Raw genomic sequence first — 22,091 nt, 5'->3', positions numbered from 1 at the left:
GGCGGTAGCCTGCGGTCGGCATTATTACGAATTACGAATTACGGGCGTTGCATAATTGAAGTATGAATTAGCCTCACGCAAAGACGCACCAGCGGAGCGTATCCCTTACGGGAGCCATAGGCTTTAGCACGAAGTGTGTTAGGCGCAAAGATAAGAGGTTTAAAAATTCAAGCAAGAGAATTTCATACCTGAATTCAGCAACGCCGAATTACGAATTACAAATTACACCATTTTATTTAATCAAAAGGGGGAATTAATCAGCCCCCTCTTTACCGACTTAAATTAACTTAAAGTCCAAAAAACCTGAGGAAATTAAAGATAATACCTAAAGGACCAGCTACAACACCCAATGTATCACCAGACTTAGCAAGACCAGAACGGCCAACTACTACAACATCATTATTGCGAAGTATAGGATTGGTGTCATCATTAATGCCTTTTGAGAAATCTATCTTCACTACACGCTTAGTCACAGTACCATTGGCATTAAGACGAATTAAATCTACAGCAGCACTACTAGCTCTAGCATCATTAAAGCCACCAGCAGCCAACAACGCCTGATTTAAAGAACTATTTGGCTGTAAGTCTGTTAATCCAGGTTTTTTAACTTCTCCAACCACACCAACTTGAATTTTGGTCGGTGACAAAGTAGTAGTAGCTAATTGAGTTGCTTCTGCTGTGCTAATCTCTGTTGCAGTGGGAACCACAATCGTATCTCCATCTTGCACAACCGCGTCTTGATTAAGATCACCAGTCTGCAATAATTCCCAAAGATTGATATCTATAGTTTGTTCTGTGCCAGTTCGCGTCGGTCGGCGTAACTTTATAGTCCGAACATCGGCTTGTGACGTAATTCCTCCGGCTAGTTGCAGCGCCCGCATTACCGTTGGTAAACCCGTTCCCGCTCCCTCTGTACCGCCTGCGGTGACTAGATAAGAACCAGGACGGTAAACTTGACCAGTAATTGCAACTGTGCGGGGTGCAGTTTGACTTGCAGCAAAGTTCGCAGAAAATAAATTGCGTGCTTCTGCAATGTTGAATTCTGTAGCAGTGGGTACAACTAAGGTGTCTCCATCCCGTAAGGTAATATCCTGGGGGATTATACCTGTTTGGGTGAGTTCCTTTAAGTTGAAACTGACAATTTGCTCGCCCGAAAGTCCTATCTTACGCCGTAATTGAACTTTAGTCACATCGGCTGCTAGTGTTACCCCTTGGGCTGTAGTTAATGCAGCTAATATAGTTGGATATTGTACTCCTGGGGTATTTCCACTGCCTCCTTGTAAGTTGAGAGTGTAAGCCCCTGGTCTTGTCACCTCTCCAGCTACAAAAACATTGATGGGACGAGGTGACAACAAATTGACGGAAATCAAAGGACGTTTAAGAAAGCGAGCATATCTTCTGGCTATTTCGTCCGCTGCCTGTTCTGTTGTTAATCTGAGAACGGATACACTGCCTATCAAAGGTAGGTTAATCGCCCCACCAGGAGGAACTTGGTATTCTCCTGTATATTCTGGTACTTCAAATACATTGACGCGGATAACATCGCCGCCGCCTAATAAGTAATCTGTAGAGATGTTGGAGCTTGATGAGATTGGTGATTTTTGAGCTAGACTAACAGATGGCAAAGCGGTATTGAGAGTTGTTAACAAAACTACAGATGTAGCTGAATGAGTAAAAAATTTCCACAAACTTATATTAAGCATCTTTACCTGAGATTATGAAACTACTATCTGTGAAGTACTGTCTAGACATTTTAACGTTGACTATACTTAAATATTCAAGTTCCCCGACACTGTTCTTTTCTGAAAAATCCTGGATTTTCCGGATATAACTTAGGGATTTATTTTGAAATTTTAGTAAAGTTAATTTAAAGCCAAATGAGTTTGAAGCCATGGATTGTCAATGATTAGACCAAGGATTGTCAAAATAGTCAATGCTCAAGAATCAAAATTTCCCAAAAGTTGATTTTTAATTTTATGAAGATATTTTAAAAGTCTAATTTCACACTTTAATAAAGCGATTATAAGTCGCGGTTACATCGTAATATTCTCATACCAATTTGGACAAGAATAGGGACTAATGAAATACTCAAAAGCTTGTATAGTAAGTTTTTGACAATCCAAAATCTCAAATTCCAAATGGTATCAGCAGTTGTGATGATCGTACTTGGAAAAATTTTTACTCTTTAATTGTTGATCTCAGCCTCTACTAGTTAAGCGAATGATTTTGTTTTTGGATCTGTTGGATAAAAAACTCTTCTAGAGATTGATGAGATAAATTCATGGCGATGATTTCTCCTCCCATTAACCGGAGACTGGCAATAAAATCATAGTAGTCATCTTGTAGTATGCCTTGCCAAGAACCATCAGGCTCAAATTTTAGATCGGATATCCTGGTTTTGAGAATTTCTCCGTCACCCCCTTGACCTTTGATATGATATGTGTATTCTGTGCCTAAGAGTTCATTAAGGGAACCAGAGCAAATTAACTGTCCTCGATCAAGAATAGCTACGCGATCGCAAATTTGTTCTACTTCACTCAAAACATGACTATTGAAAAATATGGTTTTCCCAGCAGATTTGAGAGAAAGGATAATCTCGCGCATTTGGTAGCGTCCCAGAGGATCAAGTCCAGACATTGGTTCGTCTAGAAATACCAAATCTGGGTCATTAATTAATGCTTGAGCCATACCAACACGCTGAAGCATACCTTTAGAATAGCGGCGCATCAGCTTTTTGCGAGCATCAGCTGGGGATAAACCAACTAATTCTAGTAATTCGGGAATACGTTGACGTTGTATCCGTTGGGGAATTTGGAATAACCCAGCAGCTAATTCTAAAAATTCCCAACCCGTGAGATAGTCGTACAAATAGGGATTCTCTGGTAAATAGCCAATACGTTGCTTCACAGAGCGATCGCCTAATGGCTTACCTAATAATAAGCCCCTCCCAGAGGAAGGACGGATAATTCCTAATAACAGTTTTAACAGCGTTGTTTTACCAGCACCATTAGGACCAAGTAAGCCAAAGGTTTGCCCTGGGTAAACTTGTAAAGAACAGCTTTTGAGAGATACAACTTTTTGATTCAGCCAAAACCCAGTGCGATAAACTTTTCGCAACTCAGAAGTGAGGACGACTGGTGGTTGTTCTACAGGATTGAGTTGGGGTTCAGGGGTATCTGCAACAGCATTCATTGCGGTTAAATGACCAATTCCCGGCTATGTGTGATTAATTACAAGTTGCTCGGTAGGACGATAATAACTGTCTCTATTTAATGTGTTAATTATCGTCAACCGAGTAGCTGAGTGAAACTTTCAGTAGTAACTTATAGCACACCTTTGGAACTAGGAATAGTCTCCTCACGGCGTGGATCAATTGCTACTGCCATTCGCATGGCTCTAGCAAAGGCTTTAAAAGTTGCTTCAATAAGATGATGGGAATTAATGCCATCTAGTTGGCGAATGTGCAGCGTCATTTGGCTATGATTGACTACAGCTACAAAGAATTCACGCACCAATTGAGTATCATAGGTTCCCACCCGTTGAGTAGGAAGTTGCAAGCCATAACTGAGGTGAGGTCGTCCAGAAAAGTCTAATGCTACTTGAATTAGAGCTTCATCTAAAGGTGCGAGAAAATTACCAAAGCGGACAATACCTTTTTTATTCCCCAGTGCTTGATGTAAGGCTTGTCCCAAGGTAATACCGACATCTTCATTGGTGTGGTGATCATCAATTTCCCAATCCCCTTTGGCTTGAATATCCAAGTCAAATAGTCCGTGGGAGGAAATTTGATGCAACATATGATCCAAAAAGGGAATACCTGTCGAGGCTTTACAGATACCTGTACCATCGAGGTTGATGGTGACATGGACATCAGTTTCACCCGTGGTGCGGTGAACTGTGGCAATGCGGTGATTGGTCATTGGTGATTGGTCATTGGTGATTAGTCATTAGTCATTAGTCATTAGTCATTAGGTTTCTAATTTTGACTTTTGACTTTTGACTTGATTTGTCCCTATTACATTCCCATGATTTCATATCCTGCATCTACATACAGGATTTGCCCAGTAATACCGCTGGCTAAATCACTGCACAAGAAAGCTGTTGTATTGCCGACTTCTAACTGAGTGACAGTACGACGCAGGGGAGCGACTTGTTCAACATGATGAATCATATCCAAAATCCCACCTACTGCTGAAGATGCTAAAGTGCGGATGGGTCCTGCTGATATCCCATTCACCCGAATATTTTGTTGACCTAGTTCAGCAGCTAAGTAACGTACACTTGCTTCTAATCCAGCTTTAGCAACTCCCATGATGTTATAGTTGGGAATGGCTCGGACTGCGCCCAAATAGGTGAGAGTAACAATACTACCTCCTTCTGTCATCAAAGGTTTAGCAGCACCACTTAACTGCACTAGTGAATAAGTGCTAACTTCCAAAGCTTTATTGAAACCAGAACGGGAAGTTTGACTAAAATCTCCACTTAAATCATCTTTGTTTGCAAACGCTAGGCAATGAATGAGGATGTCTATTTTCCCCCATTCTTGTTTGATTGTCTCAAAGGTCGATTTAATCTGCTCGTCATTTTCTACATTGCAAGGGAGGAATAAGCTGGGTTGCAGGGGTTCTACCAACTCCGCCACTTTTCTCTCCATCTTACCTTTTTCATCTGGCAAGTAGGTAATACCCAAGTTAGCCCCTGCTTTGTGGAGTTGTTGAGCAATACCCCAGGCGATTGAGCGGTTATTGGCAATACCTGTTACTAAGGCGTTTTTTCCAGACAGATTCAGCATAGAAATTGTTAATTTGATCAACCAATAGGAGCATACTAGAATCTGAGCCTATTTTGACAAAGAAGTAGTTTAGGTGTAAGGAGTTATAGGTGGAGAGGAGAGATTTATGCTGCGATTAGCTGATAGTGATTTTCATCTGCCGCCCCATTGCACAAAATGTGTCAAAAATTCTTTTTTGGCTGAAATCTTATCTCGAAGGAGGTCACGTAATTGATGGTATTGGCAATTAGGAATCGCCAAGAAGCACTACTGTATTCTCAATTCCTTTAATTTTGTTGACTACGGGATTGGCGAAAATTCTCATTAAGTCGTACAGGTTAGGAGAAATGAAGCACATACTTAGAAGCGCTAAAAAGCTTGTTGAATAAGCTTTTTTAATTTTTTTAATTTTTTTAATTTTTTTAATTTTTAATTTCACTAAGAGTTAGTAGCCCTCTGGAACTACGTCACCGGAATACATCAAAAAACTTAGTTCCTTCTACCTGTTGCTTGTGTCCGTTTGCCGGTTGGCTTGTTTTCAGTCAGGGTGTTGAGGGCAACAAAATTGCTGCTGATTGTTTAAGAAGTTATAAAGATATGGAAAATTTTTAGAGAAAAAACCTCTTTATTTGAGTTTATGAAACCACTTATCAACAACTCCTGGCTAAAAATAACAATAATTATGTATCATAATAAACAAATAACTATGAAGAATTAAATTTGAGTATAGGAAAAAACAAAAAGGTTGACGGTGCTTTCTTGATTTTTCAGGTGTATTCTTAGGTAATCAGTTTTTGTTTTTCCGGCATTGGGTAGGGGAAGGTAGATGATCGTGACACAAGATAAAGCCCTAGCAAATGTTTTTCGTCAGATGGCGACCGGAGCGTTTCCGCCGGTTGTGGAAACGTTTGAACGCAACAAAACTATCTTTTTTCCCGGCGATCCTGCCGAACGAGTTTATTTTCTTCTCAAGGGTGCTGTGAAACTTTCCAGGGTGTACGAGGCAGGAGAAGAAATAACGGTAGCGCTGCTGCGGGAAAATAGTGTGTTTGGTGTGTTGTCACTGCTAACGGGTAACAAGTCTGATAGGTTTTACCATGCAGTCGCTTTTACGGCTGTAGAATTGCTTTCAGCACCAATTGAACAAGTGGAGCAAGCTCTTAAGGAAAATCCCGAATTATCCATGTTGATGTTGCGGGGTCTGTCTTCACGGATTCTCCAGACAGAGATGATGATTGAAACCCTCGCTCACCGAGATATGGGTTCTAGGTTGATAAGTTTTCTGTTAATTCTTTGTCGAGATTTTGGTGTTCCTTGTGCCGATGGTATCACTATTGATCTGAAGTTATCTCATCAAGCGATCGCTGAAGCAATTGGTTCTACTCGTGTCACCGTCACCAGGTTACTCGGAGATTTGCGTGAGAAAAAAATGATTTCGATTCACAAGAAAAAAATTACTGTGCATAAGCCTGTCACCTTGAGTAGACAATTTACTTAAAAGCTACTGGGGGAATGAGTTGGGACAGGTTTTGTTTTCAGAAAGGACACCCACAATCGGAGGTAAATCTAAAAATTGAGTAATTTCTGGCCTTGCCAATCTCTATCCCCCACCAGAACAGGGTTGAAAGTAGTAGGCTGTATCTGGAAGCATTATGCCTCCGACACACTACGTGAACGGTAGCTGAAGATGACCACCGGGTACATCCTCATCGCAGCAATTTTAATTTTGGGAGGCGTAATTGCCACCGTGGGCGATCGCATCGGCACACGAGTTGGCAAAGCACGTCTCTCACTATTCAACCTTCGTCCCAAAAAAACGGCAGTACTAGTCACTATTTTTACAGGTGGTTTAATTTCCGCCTCAACTCTAGCGATTTTATTTGCCGCTGACGAAGGATTGAGGAAAGGGGTTTTTGAGTTAGAGGATATTCAAAGAGACCTCAGAAACAAGCGGGAACAACTAAAAACGGCAGAAACCCAAAAAAGCCAAGTAGAAAATCAGCTAAACCAAGCTAGAAAAGACCAAGCTCAAGCACAGCAAGATTTACAGGAAATCAATAAGTCATTGCAAGCGGTCAATGCCAAACAACGAATCACACAAGCACAACTCAACCGCACCATTAGCCAACAAGCTAAAACTCAAGCTCAACTCCAAGGAACTCAAAGCCGACTGGGTGAAGTAGTTGTTCAGTACCAAAAATCCATAGCTGAACTACAGAGTCTTTATAATCAAAGACAGACATTGCAAGCAGCTGTTGAACAATTAAAGACAGAACGTCAGCGACTATATACAGAGGCAAAAAAAGCAATTGATGAAGCGAAGACAGCTATTGAAAAACGCGATCAGAAAATTGCCCAGTTAGACCAACTTATTCAAAATCGTAATCTAGAAATTCAAAAGCGAGAGCAAGTAATTGCTACAAGGGAGTCTCGCCTCAAAGAATTGGAAAAACAGCAAGAATATTTAGAACAGGAAGTAGCAAGGCTAGAAAAATATTATCAGTCTTACCGTGACCTACGTTTAGGTAAGCTGGCTTTAGTTCGCGGACAAGTCATAGCATCTGGTGTAGTTCGCGTCACTCAACCGGCTGCGGCTCGTCAGGTAGTTATCCAAATTCTACAGGAAGCTAACCGCACTGCTAATATTCAATTAGCTGAACCAGGGACAACTACTGGAAATACGGAACTATTGCGTTTAACCCAAGACAAGGTTGAGCAACTGATCAAGCAGATTGATGATGGTCGAGAATATGTGGTGCGGATTTTCTCTGCGGGTAATTATGTTAGAGGAGAAAAGCAGATAGAATTTTTTGCTGATGCATCTCGAAATCTGCTGGTATTTTCCACAGATCAGGTATTGGCGACAACCTCTGCTGATATGAAAACTATGACATCTTATCAACTGCGCCAACGAATTGATTTACTGATTTCCGCTTCTCAATTTCGCGCCCGAAATGCTGGCATAGTCGAAACTGTGCAAATAGATGGTACTTTTTTACGCTTTTTTAACCAATTGCAGCAGTTTGAACAACCTGTGGAAATAAAAGCAATAGCGGCGGCTGATACTTATACAGCGGGTCCGCTGAGAGTCAAACTAGTAGCAATCTTTAATGGGCAAGTTATTTTTAGCACGTAAATTAGGTGACAGGTAACAGGTGACCAATGGAGAGACGCGGAGACACGGGGAGATGGGGAGATGGGGAGAGAATAATTATTACCAATGACCAATGACTAATGACCAATGACTAATACACAACCAGCAATTTTAGGCTTTGATCCCGGTCGAGATAAATGTGGTGTGGCAGTGATGGGACTGGATCGGCAACTGTATTATCATCAAGTTGTGCCTGCTGCCGATGCGATCGCTCACATTGAATCACTGCGCCAGAAATTCCCAGTTTCTTTAGTCGTAATGGGCGACCAAACAACTGCCAAGAAGTGGAAACAGCAATTAAATCAGGAATTAACAGACAAGCTGAATATAATTTTAGTCGATGAGCGCTATAGCACTTTAGAAGCACGCGATCGCTATTGGCAGATGTTTCCACCCACAGGAATCACCAAACTATTACCCAAGGGTATGCGACAACCACCAAGACCAATAGATGACATTGTGGCTATTCTCTTAATTGAACGCTACCTCAATCGCTTAACTGCCAATAGTTCTAATGACCAATGACTAATAACTAATAACTAATTACAATTCAGCCCGAATAGTAAAAGCATAATCTCCCCCTGGTTCTAGCTGGTAATCTTGTTTTTCCAAAAAGCGGCCGAGAGGTTCTTTAATTAAAGCACGACCCTGGGAAGGCTTCACAGATAGTTCTCCCCGGCGGAAATGCCATTCAAAATGCCATTCAAAATCACCTGCGCTCACTTCACCTTCAAGAAAGCCATGTTGCCAAGATTGGCGAGTGATTCTGACATTGGCGGTAGTTTCTGGTAGACGTTTAGCACTCACTATGCTTTATGTCGAGTATGGGATAACAGTCAACCATGTAGGTTACTTAATCTTTATGTACCAAAAATCCCTGAAATTGACAAATTGGCAAAGAACCTGAAACTCTCATTTCTTAAGGATGTCGCTAGTTATTTGCAGTAGTGTTCGATTAGACCAAGCATTATACAGAGATCGCATTCCACTCACCACAAGCGATATCGCACTAATAGAGTACCAAAAAATAAATTATTCAATTTTTTAGTGCTATGCCAAATGAGGTTTAGCAATGCTAAACCCCTACATCTGTACTACAAATCGGAATATTTTTTAACTGGAAGTCCCTAACTGTTGCTTCGTTGGAGATGGCGTTGTTGTCTAGGACGATGTAGGTGAATGTATCTGTACCGACGAAGTTGTTGTTGGGTGTGTAAGTAAGAATGCTGTCGGGGTTAATGATGTTGCTGCCATGTGCTGCTGTACCCAGTTCTACTCTGCCGTTGGGGGTGGGATCGATGAACCAGCCGATTCCATTGGCATCAGTCGATGAGGATTGTGCCACCGTTGGGGCGACCTTGGGGGTCATAATTAGTGATTTGGGCTTCGGCTAGTTGTTCGGTGGGGAGGTCGGTGATTTGGAGGGTGTGGTTGAAGCTGGGGTCATCAAATAGGGTAGACCATAGATTAGTAGCACTATATTTGAAATTAGAAAAGAAATTGGAGGTTAAATCATGGTTTGGGAAATTACCACTGAAGAGTTGTTGAAAAAATATGCTTCCGGTAAGCGAAACTTCGCTGGGGCTGTGGTAGTTAGAGACAAAAACTGTGGGCGAAACTGGATTGACCTCGGAGGTGCCATCTTGCGAGATATTAATTTCCGTGGAGCCGATCTGAGTTTCGCTTGTTTGAGTGAAGCCGATCTGACTGGAGCCGATCTCTTTGGTGCTTCCTTGATAGAAGCTCGGTTAGATGGTGCGATTATCAGGGATGCTAATTTGGAATGTGTTAATTTGTTTAGGTGTTATTTGATTGGTGCTGATTTGGTTGGAAGTCACTTGTATCAGGCTAGTGCCATTGGTGCTATTTTTCGTAAAGCTAGATTTTTGTATGGTGGTGAGCATAACGTTTTCATTCGTGCTGATTTCCGAGATGCTTCCATTGCCCACGACGCTATATGTCGAGCCATGAATGTAATTTGGGATACTATCATGCCCGATGGCACTGTCCAAAGCGGACCCTATTTCGGAGAGTGGAAATCCATCAGTAAGTAAAGGAGTAGTGGAATCGCAATTCCTCGTAGGTTGGTTTGTGGAACGTGAACGTATCCCTGCGGGACACTGCGTGAACGCGGAGCAATGGAACAATACCCAACATTAATGAACTATAATTAACCGTATAAATATTTCTACATCATCAATATCCGCAATATCCGCTGGAAGCAAACACAATATTTTGCTATTGCTAATTCACTTCCCACATCGTTTGCAAATTTTAATTTGATAACAGTGTAATGAATGCTAAGTAATGAACGCTAATCTTGTATCAACCAACATTAATTTTATCTAAGAAATTCTGACCTGTTAAAATATAAATTTGTTGAAAGGGATTGAGGACAAGCAAATCTTCATCGCCTGTAATAATACATTCCGCTTTTCCACTTACAGCTAATTCTAAATATTTATTATCTTTAGGATCTCGGCATTCATTTACCTGTTCAGTGATGTTAATAAACTCGGCAGTTTCTGCTAAAATTTCTAGAAATTACTTGCGTTTTGACAAAGTTATATAACGGTCAAATTGAGGACGTGATAAAACTTCTTGAGCTTCTGTAAAAACAGAATCACTCAACAAAATAATTCCTATATCTTGGGATTTGTCTAGTGCCTGACGTGGCTTACTTTGACTAAATAAAAATGCACTCACCAATACATTTGCATCAAAAATAAATCGCCGCTCATTCATCATCTTGTAAAATAGAATCTAAAATCTCAGGGGTTAAACCTTTTGCTTGGGCTTCTTTACTAACTTCATCCATAGTTTTCCTAAGTCTTTGAACCGCATCTTTTCTAGAGTTGAAAAAATTTAACTGCATAATTGATGCAAACTTTAACTGAATTTGTTCCTGTTCTTCCTTTGTCGCTCTGCGATAAGCTTCGGCGATATCGGACGGCACTTTAATAGTAATTTCTTCTCTAGTAGCCATATCTTGCTTACCTCTAATCCTTCTATTTTATAATCATAATCTCATCTTTTAATTCTCGGTAATTTAGTGCGATTGATTTAATCTGGCGCTGTACTATTACGCAAAGTATGCCATTAAAATATGTAGGCTTAGTTCACGTAACCGCCAGTTAAATACAGCAGATTTCAGGTTGTAGGATTTACAAAATTTAAGAACAAAGCTTTATAAAAAGAGAGTTTCAAGCCTGTTCCCTGTTAAGAGTTCCCTATTCCCTGTTGTAACTCTATTCATAATAATTAAAAAAATCATACAGCGATGCCTGCTGTAAAAGGCATCGCGGATTTTAGATTTGCGATTCATCCCTAATCCAAAATCTAAAATCCTTAATCGATTTAACGATTCACCGCCGCAGCTTCCCGCGCCGCAGCTGCTTGATCTGGGTGGATACCCAAGCGTGTCAGGTTAATTCTACCTTTATTGTCAATTTCGCGCACTTTGACAATCACTTCATCACCAACGGCTACTTCATCTTCAACTTTACCAACACGATAGTCAGCTAGTTGAGAAATGTGAATCATGCCTTCTTTTCCTGGCAAGAATTCCACAAACGCACCAATAGGTATAATCCGTGTTACACGTCCTACGTAAACATCTCCCTCATGCAACTTGCGAGTCATGCCTTGGACAATGTTACGCGCTCTCTTGGCTCTGCTTTCATCAACTGCGGAAATGGTAACTGTGCCATCGTCTTCGATGTCAATTTTTGCACCAGTTTCTTCAGTGATGCCTTTAATCGTCTTCCCACCGGGACCAATGACTAGACCAATCATGTCGGGATCAATCTTGATAGTCAACAGGCGTGGGGCATAAGCTGAAGTTTCAGCACGTGGGGTGTCAATAGTCTGGAGCATTTTGTCCAGAATATGCAACCGAGCCGCTTTGGCTTGATGAACAGCTTGAGCAATAACTTCCAAAGACAAACCAGATATTTTCATATCCATTTGCAAAGCAGTGATACCAGTATCTGTACCAGCGACTTTGAAGTCCATGTCACCCAAAAAGTCTTCAATACCCTGAATATCGGTGAGGATTCGCACTTCGTCCCCTTCCTTAATCAGACCCATTGCTGCACCACTAACAGGTTTAATAATGGGTACACCAGCATCCATGAGAGCTAATGTAGAACCACAGACTGAACCCATTGAGGTGGAACCGTTAGAAGAAAGTACTTCTGAAACTACGCGGATGACGTAGGGGAATTGTTCTTTTGTGGGTAGAACAGGTAAAATTGCTCTTTCTGCCAGCGCCCCATGTCCAATTTCCCGTCTTCCTGGCGCACGCATAGGTTTGGTTTCGCCAACGGAGAAAGGAGGGAAGTTATAATGATGTAGGTAGCGCTTGTGTTGGTCAGCTTGCAAATCATCATTGAGGTTTTGAGCATCTCCCGGTGTGCCGAGAGTGCAAGTGGATAATACCTGAGTTAGACCCCGGTTAAATAGACCACTACCATGAACCCGCTTGGGTAAAACGTCAACTTGACAAGATATAGGTCGAACTTCATCTAGTTTGCGACCATCAACGCGAACGTTGTCTTCAACGATTTGACGGCGCATAAAGTATTTAGTAATGTCCTTAAAGGTATTACCAAGGGCTTTACTATTTGCAGTTGCGGCAGTGCGAATCGGATCTTCTTCTGGAAGGGCTTGAATTTCGTCTTTTATCTGATCCTTGACTACATCTAAAGCGGCATCGCGTTCTGGTTTAGTTAACTCAAATTGCGACAAGATTTTTTTAATTTCAGCACTAGCGCGATCGCGGATATAGTTTTCTAGTGTTTGGTCTACTTCCGGTGGTGCTTCATGCACTATCTTTAGACCCAGTTCTTCTACTAAATCTAACTGCGCTTGGATTAAATCCCGCACTGCTTCGTAACCAAAATCAATCGCCTCGATAATATCGCGTTCCGGCAACTGATTGGCTCCCGCCTCTACCATGATTACACCATCTGGTGAACCAGCAACTATGAGATCCAAATCTCCGGCTTCAATTTCTGCATAGGTGGGGTTAATAATGAAATCATCACCCACTAAGCCTACCCGTACTGCTGCCATTGGTCCATTAAAGGGAATTTGGGCAATCAGGGTAGCAATAGAAGCGCCTGTTACAGCTAATACATCAGGTGGTACTTGCTCATCCATTGACATGGTGAAGGCAATTACTTGCAAATCATCCCGCAACCATGAAGGAAAGAGAGGACGTAGAGGACGGTCGATTAGACGGCTGGTAAGAATCGTTCTTTCTGGTGGACGACCTTCTCGGCGCATGATACCACCGGGGATTCTGCCCGCTGCATACAATCTTTCTTCATAGTCTACAGTCAGGGGAAGAAAATCAATGCCTTCTCTGGCTTGCGATCGCGTAGCTGTCACTAAAACAGCTGTATCTCCCGATTGTATCAACACAGACCCACCCGCTTGGGGTGCTAATAGTCCAACTTTGAGTCGAATATCCCGTCCATCAAAGGATATTGACTTATCAACTTCTGCCATTCAGTTTTTTTTCCTTCTATGCACGCTATTCTCTCTCTGTGGCAATCCTAACATTTATGCACTATGGACGGCTTCTGTTGAATACAAAGATAAACAAGGTTAACCACTCAGTCAACACAAAGCCCAATACATGATCAGCGCATCTACCCCATCTCCACCCACTAATATTGTGTCCGGTTAAAGACTTATAATTAGATCTGACGCTTCAGATGGGGAGACGCGGGGACGGGTCGAGTTTTTTTGATAAGTAATTAGTCGGTCTTGGTATAATACCCTTTCACTTTCAGGTTGATACAGATGGACAGACGCTTTGACACGGAGATTCATTTATATAGCAGGTGACTCTTGACAGCGTGAAAAGTCTTTTGGTGTCTAGATTTTATAAATGGCTTACGCCAACCTGCGCTAACAGTTGGTGTCCTAACCACCTTGGCGGTTGCTATAGATTAGTTACAAACACCAAATTGAACATTACAGCCTCGTACCCAGCAGGTTAGTCGCATTCAAGGACGCGAGGAGTAGGAAATGCAAAAACGAAATTCAAATTCAATCTTGATTTAGTCAATCATTTTTAAATTTAAAACATGGCAATTTTACACGGTAGTTGGTTACTAAAAAATCAAAATAATTGTTTATTTATTTGGGGAGAAACTTGGCGAAATTTACAGGTTAATCTTGAATCTATTACATCAGGAGAAATTCCATCACATCCCTTGGCAATGACACCAAATGAGTTAAGTGATTGGTTGGAATCGCGTAATTTAAAAATTTCCAATTATATCCAAACAATATCATCTGCTGTTAGCACCGTCAAAGGACGTAAAGCTACAATTAAGGCAGAAAAAACTTTACCTATACATTCCCAAGTCATTGATTTAACAACAATTTTTATAGAAAAAGATGCTTTAATTTATCCAATACATTCTGCTAGTTTAGATATTGATATCAGCTCGCACAAATACCTACAACCTTGGAGAGTAGAAGGTTTTTGTCTCAAACCCAACGCAGCCATTAAATTTCTCACTTCCTTACCCTTGAGTTCAACTGATGGCAAAGATGCCTTTTTAGGAGGAGATTTACGTTTTTGGGTACAAGTAGCGCGTTGGAGTTTAGATCTAATCTCGCGCTGTAAATTTTTACCCACTATTAAAAACGACTTAGCTGGTTCTTCAGTTGCTCAATGGCAGGTACTTTTAGATAGTGCTGTAGACGTTACTCGTCTAGAAAATTTTGCCGCTAAAATGCCCTTAGCTTGTCGTACATATCAGCAAAATCAAGAAGATATTAAAAGTAACTTAGCAGTTGATTTACCTATAGAACCACAAGAATTAATTTTTGGTTTTCTCAACAGTATAATAGATGCCCAACTGCGCGATATGCTTGGTTCTCAATCTTCAATTGAAACTAGAGAAATGATGTCTTTACCATCTGCGGTACAGCATTGGTTACAAGCATTAACTGGTGTATCTAATACAATTAATGCAGATGCAATGGGAGTGGAAAGACTTGAAGCCGCGCTAAAAGCTTGGACAGTGCCATTACAATATCAATTAACAGGAAAAGCTTCATTTCATACTTCTTTTCAACTGCTTCCTCCAGAAACTGGAGAAACAAATTGGGTATTGGCTTATTTTCTACAAGCCGCAGATGATTCTGAATTTTTAGTAAATGCACAAACTATTTGGGCTAACCCTACAGAACAATTAATTTATCAAAATCGCACCATTGAACAACCCCAAGAAATATTTTTGCGAGGTTTGGGTTTAGCTTCTCGATTGTATCCAGTTATAGCCCCCAGTTTAGAAACTGAATCTCCTCAATTTTGTCATCTTACACCCATGCAGGCTTATGAATTTATCAGGTCTGTAGCTTGGAGGTTAGAAGATAGCGGTTTAGGAGTGATTTTACCACCAAGTTTAGCCAACCGTGAAGGATGGGCTAACCGCTTAGGTTTAAAAATTAACGTAGAAACACCTCAGAAAAAACAAGGACGTTTGGATTTACAAAGTCTGCTCAACTTCCAGTGGCAATTAGCAATTGGTGGACAGACAATTTCTAAAACTGAATTTGATAAATTGGTAGCTTTAAATAGTCCACTAGTAAAAATTAATGACGAGTGGGTAGAATTGCGTTCCCAAGATATTAAAACAGCGCAAAACTTTTTTGCATCTCGTAAAGAACAAATGTCTTTATCATTAGAAGATGCTTTACGTATTAGTACAGGGGATACACAAGTAATTGAAAAATTACCAGTTGTTAGTTTTGAAGCTTCCGGTGCATTACAAGAATTGATTGGGGCATTAACTAATAATCAAGCAATAGCACCTTTACCTACACCTGCAAGTTTCCGGGGACAATTACGGCCTTATCAAGAAAGAGGTGCAGCTTGGTTAGCTTTCCTAGAACGTTGGGGTTTAGGTGCTTGTCTAGCAGACGATATGGGATTGGGCAAAACAATTCAATTTATTGCTTTTCTACTCCATCTTCAAGAAGAAAATGTACTAGAAAATCCAACTTTGTTAGTTTGTCCCACTTCTGTGATGGGAAATTGGGAAAAGGAAGTGAAAAAATTTGCACCAACACTCAAGGTTTTTGAATATCATGGTGATAAACGCCCTAAAGGTAAGGCATTTACGGAAATAGTACAAAAGCATGATTTAGTAATTACTAGTTATGCATTAATTCCCCGCGATATTAAATTATTTCAAAGCATTAATTGGCAAATAATTGTTTTAGATGAAGCCCAGAATGTCAAAAATTCAGACGCAAAGCAATCTCAGGCAATTCGGCTAATAAAAACTACTTTTCGTATTGCTTTAACAGGAACACCTGTAGAAAATAGATTGCAAGAATTATGGTCTATTTTAGATTTCCTGAATCCTGGTTATTTAGGTAATAAACAATTTTTTCAACGCCGATTTGCCATGCCTATTGAAAAGTATGGTGACACAGCTTCTTTGAGTCAATTACGTTCTTTAGTTCAACCTTTTATTCTGCGACGTTTAAAAACTGACAAAGATATTATTCAAGACTTGCCAGAAAAGCAAGAAATGACAGTATTTTGCGGACTCAGTGCCGAACAAGGGCAACTATATCAAAAATTAGTCGATGAATCTTTAGTTGAAATTGAATCAGCAGAAGGTTTGCAGCGCAGGGGAATGATTTTAGCATTATTAATTAAGCTAAAACAAATCTGTAATCACCCAGCACAATATTTAAAATTGGCAACTTTAGAAAAACATAATTCAGCTAAATTGCAACGATTGGAGGAAATGTTAGAAGAAGTTTTAGCAGAAAATGACCGGGCTTTAATTTTTACCCAATTTGCAGAATGGGGTAAATTACTCAAGCCGCATTTAGAAAAAAAGCTGAATCGAGAAATATTGTTTTTATATGGTAGTACCACTAAAAAGCAACGTGAAGAAATGATTGACCGTTTTCAGCATGATCCTGAAAGTCCACCAATCATGATTTTATCATTGAAAGCTGGTGGTGTCGGTTTGAATTTAACTAGAGCAAATCATGTTTTTCACTTTGATAGATGGTGGAATCCAGCAGTAGAAAATCAAGCTACAGACCGAGTTTTTAGAATTGGACAAACCAGGAATGTCCAAGTGCATAAATTTGTGTGTACGGGAACTTTGGAAGAAAAAATTAATGACATGATTGAAAGTAAAAAACAATTAGCAGAACAAGTGGTTGGTGGGGGTGAAGACTGGTTAACAGAAATGGACACAAACCAACTTCGCAATTTACTATTACTTGATCGAAATGCAATAATTGATGAAGATGAAGAATAGACCTATGGTAAAAATATTGTCTAGAAGATATATAACCGTAGCTAGATATAGAAAATACACATAAATAATTTATCTGCGGTTTATTTTTCAATAATTATCTGTCACAAAGTTTAATTTATTTATGACTAACGATACCTTGCAAGCAAGTCGAGAATGGTGGTCACAACAGTGGCTTGATTTACTAGATGCCTATCGATTCAAAAAGCGTTTAGAAAGGGCAAGAACCTATTCTAGACAAGGAAATGTTTTGAGTATTGAATTTAAAAGAGCAAAAGTATTAGCAAGAGTTCAAGGTAGTGAAGCCGAACCTTATAAAGTTTCTCTTTCTCTTGACCCTTTTAGTGATGAAGAATGGGGTTATGTAATTGAAACTATGTCCAAAAAGGCAATTTATGCTGCTAAGTTACTAGCAGGAGAAATGCCACAAAATATAGAAGAAGTTTTTACAAGTAACGGCCTTTCTTTATTTCCTTTTACTCTAGGTGACGTTCACAGCAAATGTTCTTGTCCTGATAAAGTCAATCCTTGTAAACACGTAGGTGCTGTTTATTATCAGTTAGGCGACCGTTTCAGTGAAGACCCATTTGTTTTATTTCAATTACGAGGACGGACAAAAGAGCAAATTATCAGTGATTTACGCCATTTACGCAGTGCGAGAAATTTAGAGAAATCGGGAACAGCATCTCTAGAACAGGAAAAACCTGGTGTTCCAGATTTAGCTGCTTCTAACCAATACTCAATTAAAATTGACTCTTTCTGGCAATATGATGAGCCTTTAGAGTCTTCTTTGGTAGTGATTGCACCATCAGGTAGTGAGACAGTATTAGATGTATTAGGCCCAATTCCCCTAGCCAAAGAAGAGGAAAATGTAGCTTTACCTGCCGGGGATGTGGTGACGAAATATTTAGATACTGTTTACAAAGATGTGAGCCAAAAAGCTGTTTTAGCAGCGATGAATGTGGGAGGAAGTTAACTGAAAATTAAATAATTTCTTTTTTCTATCCATACCAGTAAGTAGCGACTAATTTTTTATCTTATAGCAGGAGGCAGAGGGCAGGAGGCCTCCTGCTATATTAGAAATGTAAGTATAGGTATGAAATTTAACTAGCATGATTTTAGTTTAAAAGTCCTACTTTGAATTTACCAGTTAATTTATGGTGATTAATGAATGAAGAAAAAATTCTCCTCTAGAAATAAACTATTTAGTCTTATTTATGCTTGCCTACTACTCTCATTTTTAGGGATTTTGAGTAGTAATTTTCTTTTCAGAAATAGGGTCATAGCTGAAGAAAAACCATCAATATCGGGAATAACAAGCAACCCATCTGGTAATAATTTCCCTATTTGGTCACCAGATGGTAAGAAAATTGCCTTTGTCTCTGGTCGTGATGGCAATCAGGAAATTTACGTCATGAACGCTGATGGTTCCCAACAGACTAATTTAAGTAAGAATCCAGCGAGAGATTATCAACCAGCTTGGTCACCAGATGGCAAGCAAATTGCTTTTGTTTCTGACCGTGACACAGACAGGTTCAACACAAGAATTTATGTCATGAATGCTGATGGTTCCAGGCAGACTCTTTTAACACCGAAGGTAAACCACAATAATTACAATTATTTCCCTGCCTGGTCTGTAGATGGAAAAAAAATTGCTTTTAGAAATGAGCTTACCACTTATGTAATGAATGCTGATGGTTCGGGACTAATTCAACTGCAATACTCGTACTCAAATCCAGTTTGGTCACCTGATGGGAAACGAATTCTGCTTTCCAACAGTAATTGTGATTTATCGAAGTTTAATATTTTCTCTGTCAATGCAGATGGTACAGGAGAAATTAGCCTGTTAAAAGGTGTAACTAAACATTTTCTTAGCGACCTAGCTTGGTCACCAGACGGTAAACAGATTTCTTTTTTATCTAAGGCTTGTAAGGGTTTCTCAAGCCAGCTTTATGTAATGAATGCTGACGGCTCAAAGTTACGTCATTTGGTAAACACTGAATCTTTTAGTTATCCTACTTGGTCACCTAATAGCAAACAAATTGCTTTTGGATCGATGGATAACATCTACATAATTAATGTTGGCACTTCAAAACTAATTAATATCACCAAAAATCGACGTAATTCCAGACGCTCGGATGGTAGCCCTGCTTGGTCACCCAACGGTAAAAAAATCGCTTTTGAATCTCCTACTTTTATCTCTAATAGCAATATTTATGTAATCAACTCAGATGGCTCAGGTACGACTAAACTCACTAAATAAGAATGCTTGATTTAGTAGATATAGCGTTGAAACTAGTCAATGGGTTCTGATAAGACTCACTTTATTAGCTTAATTTCTCCTCACCCACTCCCGTACCGCCTTCCGAATTGCCCTCCTACCATTTGCTCGATTTTGCTCAATTAATTTTGGTAATTCCCGAATTTCTAAGCTAGGAAATACCAAACTTTTCTCCGACTCCACATATTCCCCATCTTGCAAAAGATAAATCTTTAATTCACCAGAATCATAACACCAAATTTCTGGTACACCCAAACGAGCATAAATTGGCAACCGATTTAAAGACTTACTAGTAACATCAATTTCTAATACTAAATCAGGAGGGGGATCTCGGCGTAAATCTAAATCTAACCTCCCCCTAATTAATGCTTCATTTTGAAAATAAAAACAATTATCAGGTTCTACTCCTGCCATTTCGCGTTGTTTTTTCCAGGTAGTTGAACCCAAACTGGTGTAGTCTAAATCCAACTCTTCACCGATATCCTTAACTGCATCACTAATTACTTCTTTATAATATTCGTGTTCTGGTAAAGGTGTCATAATTTCCAAAGTTCCATCATCATAAGCCACTCTAGCAGCGCGACTTTCTCCCAAATCTTGCAGCAGATTTTCAAACTGTTGCCAACTGATGTTGTAAAGCATCACTCTATCAGCACGATGTCTGGCTATTGTCATTTTTATCAACTCCAAAAAGCTCTAGATATTCATTTTTACTGTCCCAACTCTAATCTAGCCTTTTCAACCAGTTCCACTGTCACTACTTCTTGATCTGCTTCTCGTGCTAACTGCTCAATTCTTGCTTGAGCTTGGGTGCGAACAAAAAAAGGAATATTCTTTAACTTTACTTGGGCTTCTGCTGTCCATTGCAAAGTATCAAAATTTAAGTTTTCCATAATAATTTGCCTCCTCTTTTATATATTTTAGAAAGAGTGTTAATCATTAAATTGTGTCATATTCAAAGCCAAACAAACCATAAAAAAAGCCCTTGCTGTAAAGCAAGAGCTATAAAAACATTATATTGTCAGTGATGAAATAAATCTGAACAAAACCTAGTCTAGGTCGCCCATAAACATAACTGGTTCATTTTCGCGGTTAATACCTCTCTCAAATCCACCAGAAGCGGCGCGGGCGCGACCAGAATGCCAAAGGTGACCAATGAGGAAGAAGAAACCTAACACGAAGTGAGAACAAGCTAACCACGCACGAGGAGACACGTAGTTGAAGGAGTTGATTTCAGTAGCCACACCACCTACAGAGTTCAAAGAACCCAGAGGAGCATGAGTCATGTATTCAGCAGCGCGACGAGCTTGCCAAGGCTGAATATCATTCTTGATTTTTTCTAAATCAAGACCGTTAGGACCACGTAAAGGCTCCAACCAAGGGCCACGGAAATCCCAGAAGCGCATGGTTTCTCCACCGAAGATGATTTCACCAGTAGGAGAGCGCATCAAGTATTTACCCAGACCGGTAGGACCTTGAGCAGAACCGACGTTAGCACCTAAGCGTTGGTCACGAATCAAGAAGGTTAAAGCTTGTGCTTGAGAAGCTTCAGGACCGGTAGGACCAAAGAATTCGCTGGGGTAAACTGTGTTGTTGTACCAAACCATGATGGAAGCAATAAAGCCCATCAAGGACAAAGCACCCAAGCTGTAGGATAGGTAAGCTTCACCAGACCAGATGAAAGCGCGACGCGCCCAAGCAAAAGGCTTAGTGAAGATGTGCCAGATACCACCGGAAATACAAATTAATGCAATCCAGATGTGTCCACCAATAACATCTTCCATGTTATCGACGCTGACAATCCAGCCTTCGCCACCGAAGGGGGCTTTAATCAAATAGCCGAAAATGATAGCTGGGTTCAATGTGGGGTTAGTAATCACCCGAACGTCACCACCACCTGGGGCCCAGGTATCATAAACTCCACCGAAGAACATAGCCTTCAGTACCAACAGCAACGCACCACTACCCAAGATGATCAGGTGGAAGCCGATGATGTTGGTCATCTTGTTCTTGTCTTTCCAGTCATAACCAAAGAAAGAAGAGTATTCTTCTAAGGTTTCTGGACCACGAACGGCATGATAAATACCGCCAAAACCTAGTACAGCAGAGGAAATTAAGTGCAGTACACCAACTACAAAGTAGGGGAAGGTGTCGAATACTTCACCACCTGCACCAACGCCCCAACCTAATGTGGCGAGGTGAGGTAGAAGAATCAAGCCTTGTTCGTACATAGGCTTTTCTGGAATGAAGTGAGCAACTTCAAATAAAGTCATTGCTCCAGCCCAGAAGACTATCAAACCAGCATGGGCTACGTGAGCGCCAAGCAGTTTACCGGATAGGTTAATTAAACGTGCGTTACCGGACCACCAAGCAAAACCGCTTGATTCTTGGTCACGTCCACCGCCTATGACTGATGATCTATTAGAGAGCGTTACCACGTGGTAGAACCTCCTCTGGGAATACGAACTGTTCGTGGGGTTGATCTTGAGGAGCCATCCAAGCGCGGATACCCTCGTTCAGCAAAATGTTTTTGGTATAGAAAGTTTCAAACTCTGGGTCTTCTGCTGCCCGTAA

At 40.4% G+C, this 22,091-nt stretch carries 18 protein-coding genes and 2 pseudogenes; 7 read left to right on the top strand and 13 right to left on the bottom strand.

Annotation, left to right across the window (positions count from 1 at the left end; all coding sequences use genetic code 11):
* Positions 1 to 287 precede the first annotated feature (287 nt).
* The 4 genes from H6G68_RS13740 to fabI all read right to left on the bottom strand — a co-directional run bounded on the left by H6G68_RS13740 (position 288) and on the right by fabI (position 4,792).
* Positions 288 to 1,703, bottom strand: a complete 1,416-nt coding sequence (locus H6G68_RS13740) for an SLBB domain-containing protein (RefSeq protein ID WP_190907154.1) — start codon at positions 1,701 to 1,703, stop codon at positions 288 to 290.
* Between the two features lie 505 nt (positions 1,704 to 2,208).
* Positions 2,209 to 3,192: an ABC transporter ATP-binding protein gene (locus H6G68_RS13735; protein WP_190907153.1), complete on the bottom strand. Its 984-nt coding sequence runs from the start codon at positions 3,190 to 3,192 to the stop codon at positions 2,209 to 2,211.
* A 131-nt stretch (positions 3,193 to 3,323) separates the two neighbouring features.
* The gene (gene hisB, locus H6G68_RS13730) at positions 3,324 to 3,920 is read right to left on the bottom strand and encodes an imidazoleglycerol-phosphate dehydratase HisB (RefSeq protein WP_190719167.1); all 597 of its coding nucleotides are present in this window, start codon (positions 3,918 to 3,920) and stop codon (positions 3,324 to 3,326) included.
* Positions 3,921 to 4,015: 95 nt separating this feature from the next.
* Complete coding sequence (fabI, locus tag H6G68_RS13725) at positions 4,016 to 4,792, bottom strand: enoyl-ACP reductase FabI (RefSeq protein ID WP_190907152.1); 777 nt, start codon at positions 4,790 to 4,792, stop codon at positions 4,016 to 4,018.
* 805 nt (positions 4,793 to 5,597) lie between these two features.
* Here fabI and ntcA point away from each other — a divergent pair.
* The 3 genes from ntcA to H6G68_RS13710 all read left to right on the top strand — a co-directional run bounded on the left by ntcA (position 5,598) and on the right by H6G68_RS13710 (position 8,450).
* Complete coding sequence (ntcA, locus tag H6G68_RS13720) at positions 5,598 to 6,269, top strand: global nitrogen regulator NtcA (protein ID WP_016950792.1); 672 nt, start codon at positions 5,598 to 5,600, stop codon at positions 6,267 to 6,269.
* Positions 6,270 to 6,458: 189 nt separating this feature from the next.
* Positions 6,459 to 7,907 (top strand): DUF3084 domain-containing protein, encoded by a 1,449-nt coding sequence (locus H6G68_RS13715; protein WP_190907151.1) that lies wholly within the window; start codon positions 6,459 to 6,461, stop codon positions 7,905 to 7,907.
* 105 nt (positions 7,908 to 8,012) lie between these two features.
* The gene (locus H6G68_RS13710) at positions 8,013 to 8,450 is read left to right on the top strand and encodes a pre-16S rRNA-processing nuclease YqgF (protein ID WP_190719160.1); all 438 of its coding nucleotides are present in this window, start codon (positions 8,013 to 8,015) and stop codon (positions 8,448 to 8,450) included.
* A gap of 18 nt (positions 8,451 to 8,468) precedes the next feature.
* Here H6G68_RS13710 and H6G68_RS13705 read toward each other — a convergent pair whose 3' ends face one another.
* Both H6G68_RS13705 and H6G68_RS13700 read right to left on the bottom strand, forming a co-directional pair.
* Positions 8,469 to 8,732 (bottom strand): DUF3146 family protein, encoded by a 264-nt coding sequence (locus H6G68_RS13705; protein ID WP_190907150.1) that lies wholly within the window; start codon positions 8,730 to 8,732, stop codon positions 8,469 to 8,471.
* Positions 8,733 to 9,000: 268 nt separating this feature from the next.
* The gene (locus tag H6G68_RS13700) at positions 9,001 to 9,294 is read right to left on the bottom strand and encodes an Ig-like domain-containing protein (protein WP_190907149.1); all 294 of its coding nucleotides are present in this window, start codon (positions 9,292 to 9,294) and stop codon (positions 9,001 to 9,003) included.
* Between the two features lie 145 nt (positions 9,295 to 9,439).
* Between H6G68_RS13700 and H6G68_RS13695 the strand changes: the two genes are divergently transcribed.
* Entirely contained in the window at positions 9,440 to 9,979 is a 540-nt protein-coding gene (locus H6G68_RS13695; protein ID WP_190907148.1) for a pentapeptide repeat-containing protein, read from the top strand.
* A gap of 271 nt (positions 9,980 to 10,250) precedes the next feature.
* Here H6G68_RS13695 and H6G68_RS27780 read toward each other — a convergent pair.
* The 3 genes and pseudogenes from H6G68_RS27780 to H6G68_RS13680 all read right to left on the bottom strand — a co-directional run bounded on the left by H6G68_RS27780 (position 10,251) and on the right by H6G68_RS13680 (position 13,439).
* Positions 10,251 to 10,670: pseudogene (locus H6G68_RS27780) on the bottom strand (putative toxin-antitoxin system toxin component, PIN family).
* Positions 10,663 to 10,911 carry a hypothetical protein gene (locus H6G68_RS13685; RefSeq protein ID WP_190907147.1) on the bottom strand — a complete coding sequence of 83 codons (249 nt, stop codon included), beginning with the start codon at positions 10,909 to 10,911 and terminating at the stop codon, positions 10,663 to 10,665. Before H6G68_RS13685 ends, H6G68_RS27780 begins: the two are co-directional and overlap by 8 nt.
* 371 nt (positions 10,912 to 11,282) lie before the next feature.
* Positions 11,283 to 13,439, bottom strand: a complete 2,157-nt coding sequence (locus tag H6G68_RS13680; RefSeq protein WP_190907146.1) for a polyribonucleotide nucleotidyltransferase — start codon at positions 13,437 to 13,439, stop codon at positions 11,283 to 11,285.
* Positions 13,440 to 14,023: 584 nt separating this feature from the next.
* Here H6G68_RS13680 and H6G68_RS13675 point away from each other — a divergent pair.
* The 3 genes from H6G68_RS13675 (at position 14,024) to H6G68_RS13665 (ending at position 19,499) form a co-directional block, all read left to right on the top strand.
* The gene (locus H6G68_RS13675; RefSeq protein ID WP_190907145.1) at positions 14,024 to 17,239 is read left to right on the top strand and encodes a DEAD/DEAH box helicase; all 3,216 of its coding nucleotides are present in this window, start codon (positions 14,024 to 14,026) and stop codon (positions 17,237 to 17,239) included.
* A 121-nt stretch (positions 17,240 to 17,360) separates the two neighbouring features.
* Positions 17,361 to 18,212: an SWIM zinc finger family protein gene (locus H6G68_RS13670; protein ID WP_190907144.1), complete on the top strand. Its 852-nt coding sequence runs from the start codon at positions 17,361 to 17,363 to the stop codon at positions 18,210 to 18,212.
* A gap of 273 nt (positions 18,213 to 18,485) precedes the next feature.
* Positions 18,486 to 19,499 carry a DPP IV N-terminal domain-containing protein gene (locus H6G68_RS13665; protein WP_190907143.1) on the top strand — a complete coding sequence of 338 codons (1,014 nt, stop codon included), beginning with the start codon at positions 18,486 to 18,488 and terminating at the stop codon, positions 19,497 to 19,499.
* Positions 19,500 to 19,568: 69 nt separating this feature from the next.
* On the opposite strand, the gene H6G68_RS13660 is transcribed toward H6G68_RS13665, so the two are convergent.
* From H6G68_RS13660 to H6G68_RS13645, 4 genes and pseudogenes are all read right to left on the bottom strand, one after another.
* Positions 19,569 to 20,192, bottom strand: coding sequence for a Uma2 family endonuclease (locus tag H6G68_RS13660; RefSeq protein ID WP_190907142.1), 624 nt, complete (start codon positions 20,190 to 20,192; stop codon positions 19,569 to 19,571).
* Between the two features lie 35 nt (positions 20,193 to 20,227).
* Positions 20,228 to 20,410 carry a PCP reductase family protein gene (locus H6G68_RS13655; protein WP_016950782.1) on the bottom strand — a complete coding sequence of 61 codons (183 nt, stop codon included), beginning with the start codon at positions 20,408 to 20,410 and terminating at the stop codon, positions 20,228 to 20,230.
* 156 nt (positions 20,411 to 20,566) lie between these two features.
* Positions 20,567 to 21,955, bottom strand: a complete 1,389-nt coding sequence (psbC, locus tag H6G68_RS13650; RefSeq protein ID WP_190907141.1) for a photosystem II reaction center protein CP43 — start codon at positions 21,953 to 21,955, stop codon at positions 20,567 to 20,569.
* Positions 21,939 to 22,091: pseudogene (locus tag H6G68_RS13645) on the bottom strand (photosystem II D2 protein (photosystem q(a) protein)); the annotation flags it as partial. The pseudogene H6G68_RS13645 and the gene psbC, both read right to left, overlap by 17 nt.

The sequence above is a fragment of the Anabaena catenula FACHB-362 genome (assembly GCF_014698735.1).
GTDB lineage: Bacteria > Cyanobacteriota > Cyanobacteriia > Cyanobacteriales > Nostocaceae > Anabaena > Anabaena variabilis_A.
Note: the sequence above shows the minus strand (reverse complement) of the source record. Positions and strands in the feature narration are given on the sequence as shown.

Excerpts from the sequence above, each read along its gene's own strand:
- H6G68_RS13740 (WP_190907154.1), bottom strand. The coding sequence starts at position 1,703 with ATGCTTAATATAAGTTTGTGGAAATTTTTTACTCATTCAGCTACATCT.
- H6G68_RS13735 (WP_190907153.1), bottom strand. The coding sequence starts at position 3,192 with ATGAATGCTGTTGCAGATACCCCTGAACCCCAACTCAATCCTGTAGAA.
- hisB (WP_190719167.1), bottom strand. The coding sequence starts at position 3,920 with ATGACCAATCACCGCATTGCCACAGTTCACCGCACCACGGGTGAAACT.
- fabI (WP_190907152.1), bottom strand. The coding sequence starts at position 4,792 with ATGCTGAATCTGTCTGGAAAAAACGCCTTAGTAACAGGTATTGCCAAT.
- ntcA (WP_016950792.1), top strand. The coding sequence starts at position 5,598 with ATGATCGTGACACAAGATAAAGCCCTAGCAAATGTTTTTCGTCAGATG.
- H6G68_RS13715 (WP_190907151.1), top strand. The coding sequence starts at position 6,459 with ATGACCACCGGGTACATCCTCATCGCAGCAATTTTAATTTTGGGAGGC.
- H6G68_RS13710 (WP_190719160.1), top strand. The coding sequence starts at position 8,013 with ATGACTAATACACAACCAGCAATTTTAGGCTTTGATCCCGGTCGAGAT.
- H6G68_RS13700 (WP_190907149.1), bottom strand. The coding sequence starts at position 9,294 with ATGACCCCCAAGGTCGCCCCAACGGTGGCACAATCCTCATCGACTGAT.
- H6G68_RS13695 (WP_190907148.1), top strand. The coding sequence starts at position 9,440 with ATGGTTTGGGAAATTACCACTGAAGAGTTGTTGAAAAAATATGCTTCC.
- H6G68_RS13685 (WP_190907147.1), bottom strand. The coding sequence starts at position 10,911 with ATGGCTACTAGAGAAGAAATTACTATTAAAGTGCCGTCCGATATCGCC.
- H6G68_RS13680 (WP_190907146.1), bottom strand. The coding sequence starts at position 13,439 with ATGGCAGAAGTTGATAAGTCAATATCCTTTGATGGACGGGATATTCGA.
- H6G68_RS13675 (WP_190907145.1), top strand. The coding sequence starts at position 14,024 with ATGGCAATTTTACACGGTAGTTGGTTACTAAAAAATCAAAATAATTGT.
- H6G68_RS13670 (WP_190907144.1), top strand. The coding sequence starts at position 17,361 with ATGACTAACGATACCTTGCAAGCAAGTCGAGAATGGTGGTCACAACAG.
- H6G68_RS13660 (WP_190907142.1), bottom strand. The coding sequence starts at position 20,192 with ATGACAATAGCCAGACATCGTGCTGATAGAGTGATGCTTTACAACATC.
- H6G68_RS13655 (WP_016950782.1), bottom strand. The coding sequence starts at position 20,410 with ATGGAAAACTTAAATTTTGATACTTTGCAATGGACAGCAGAAGCCCAA.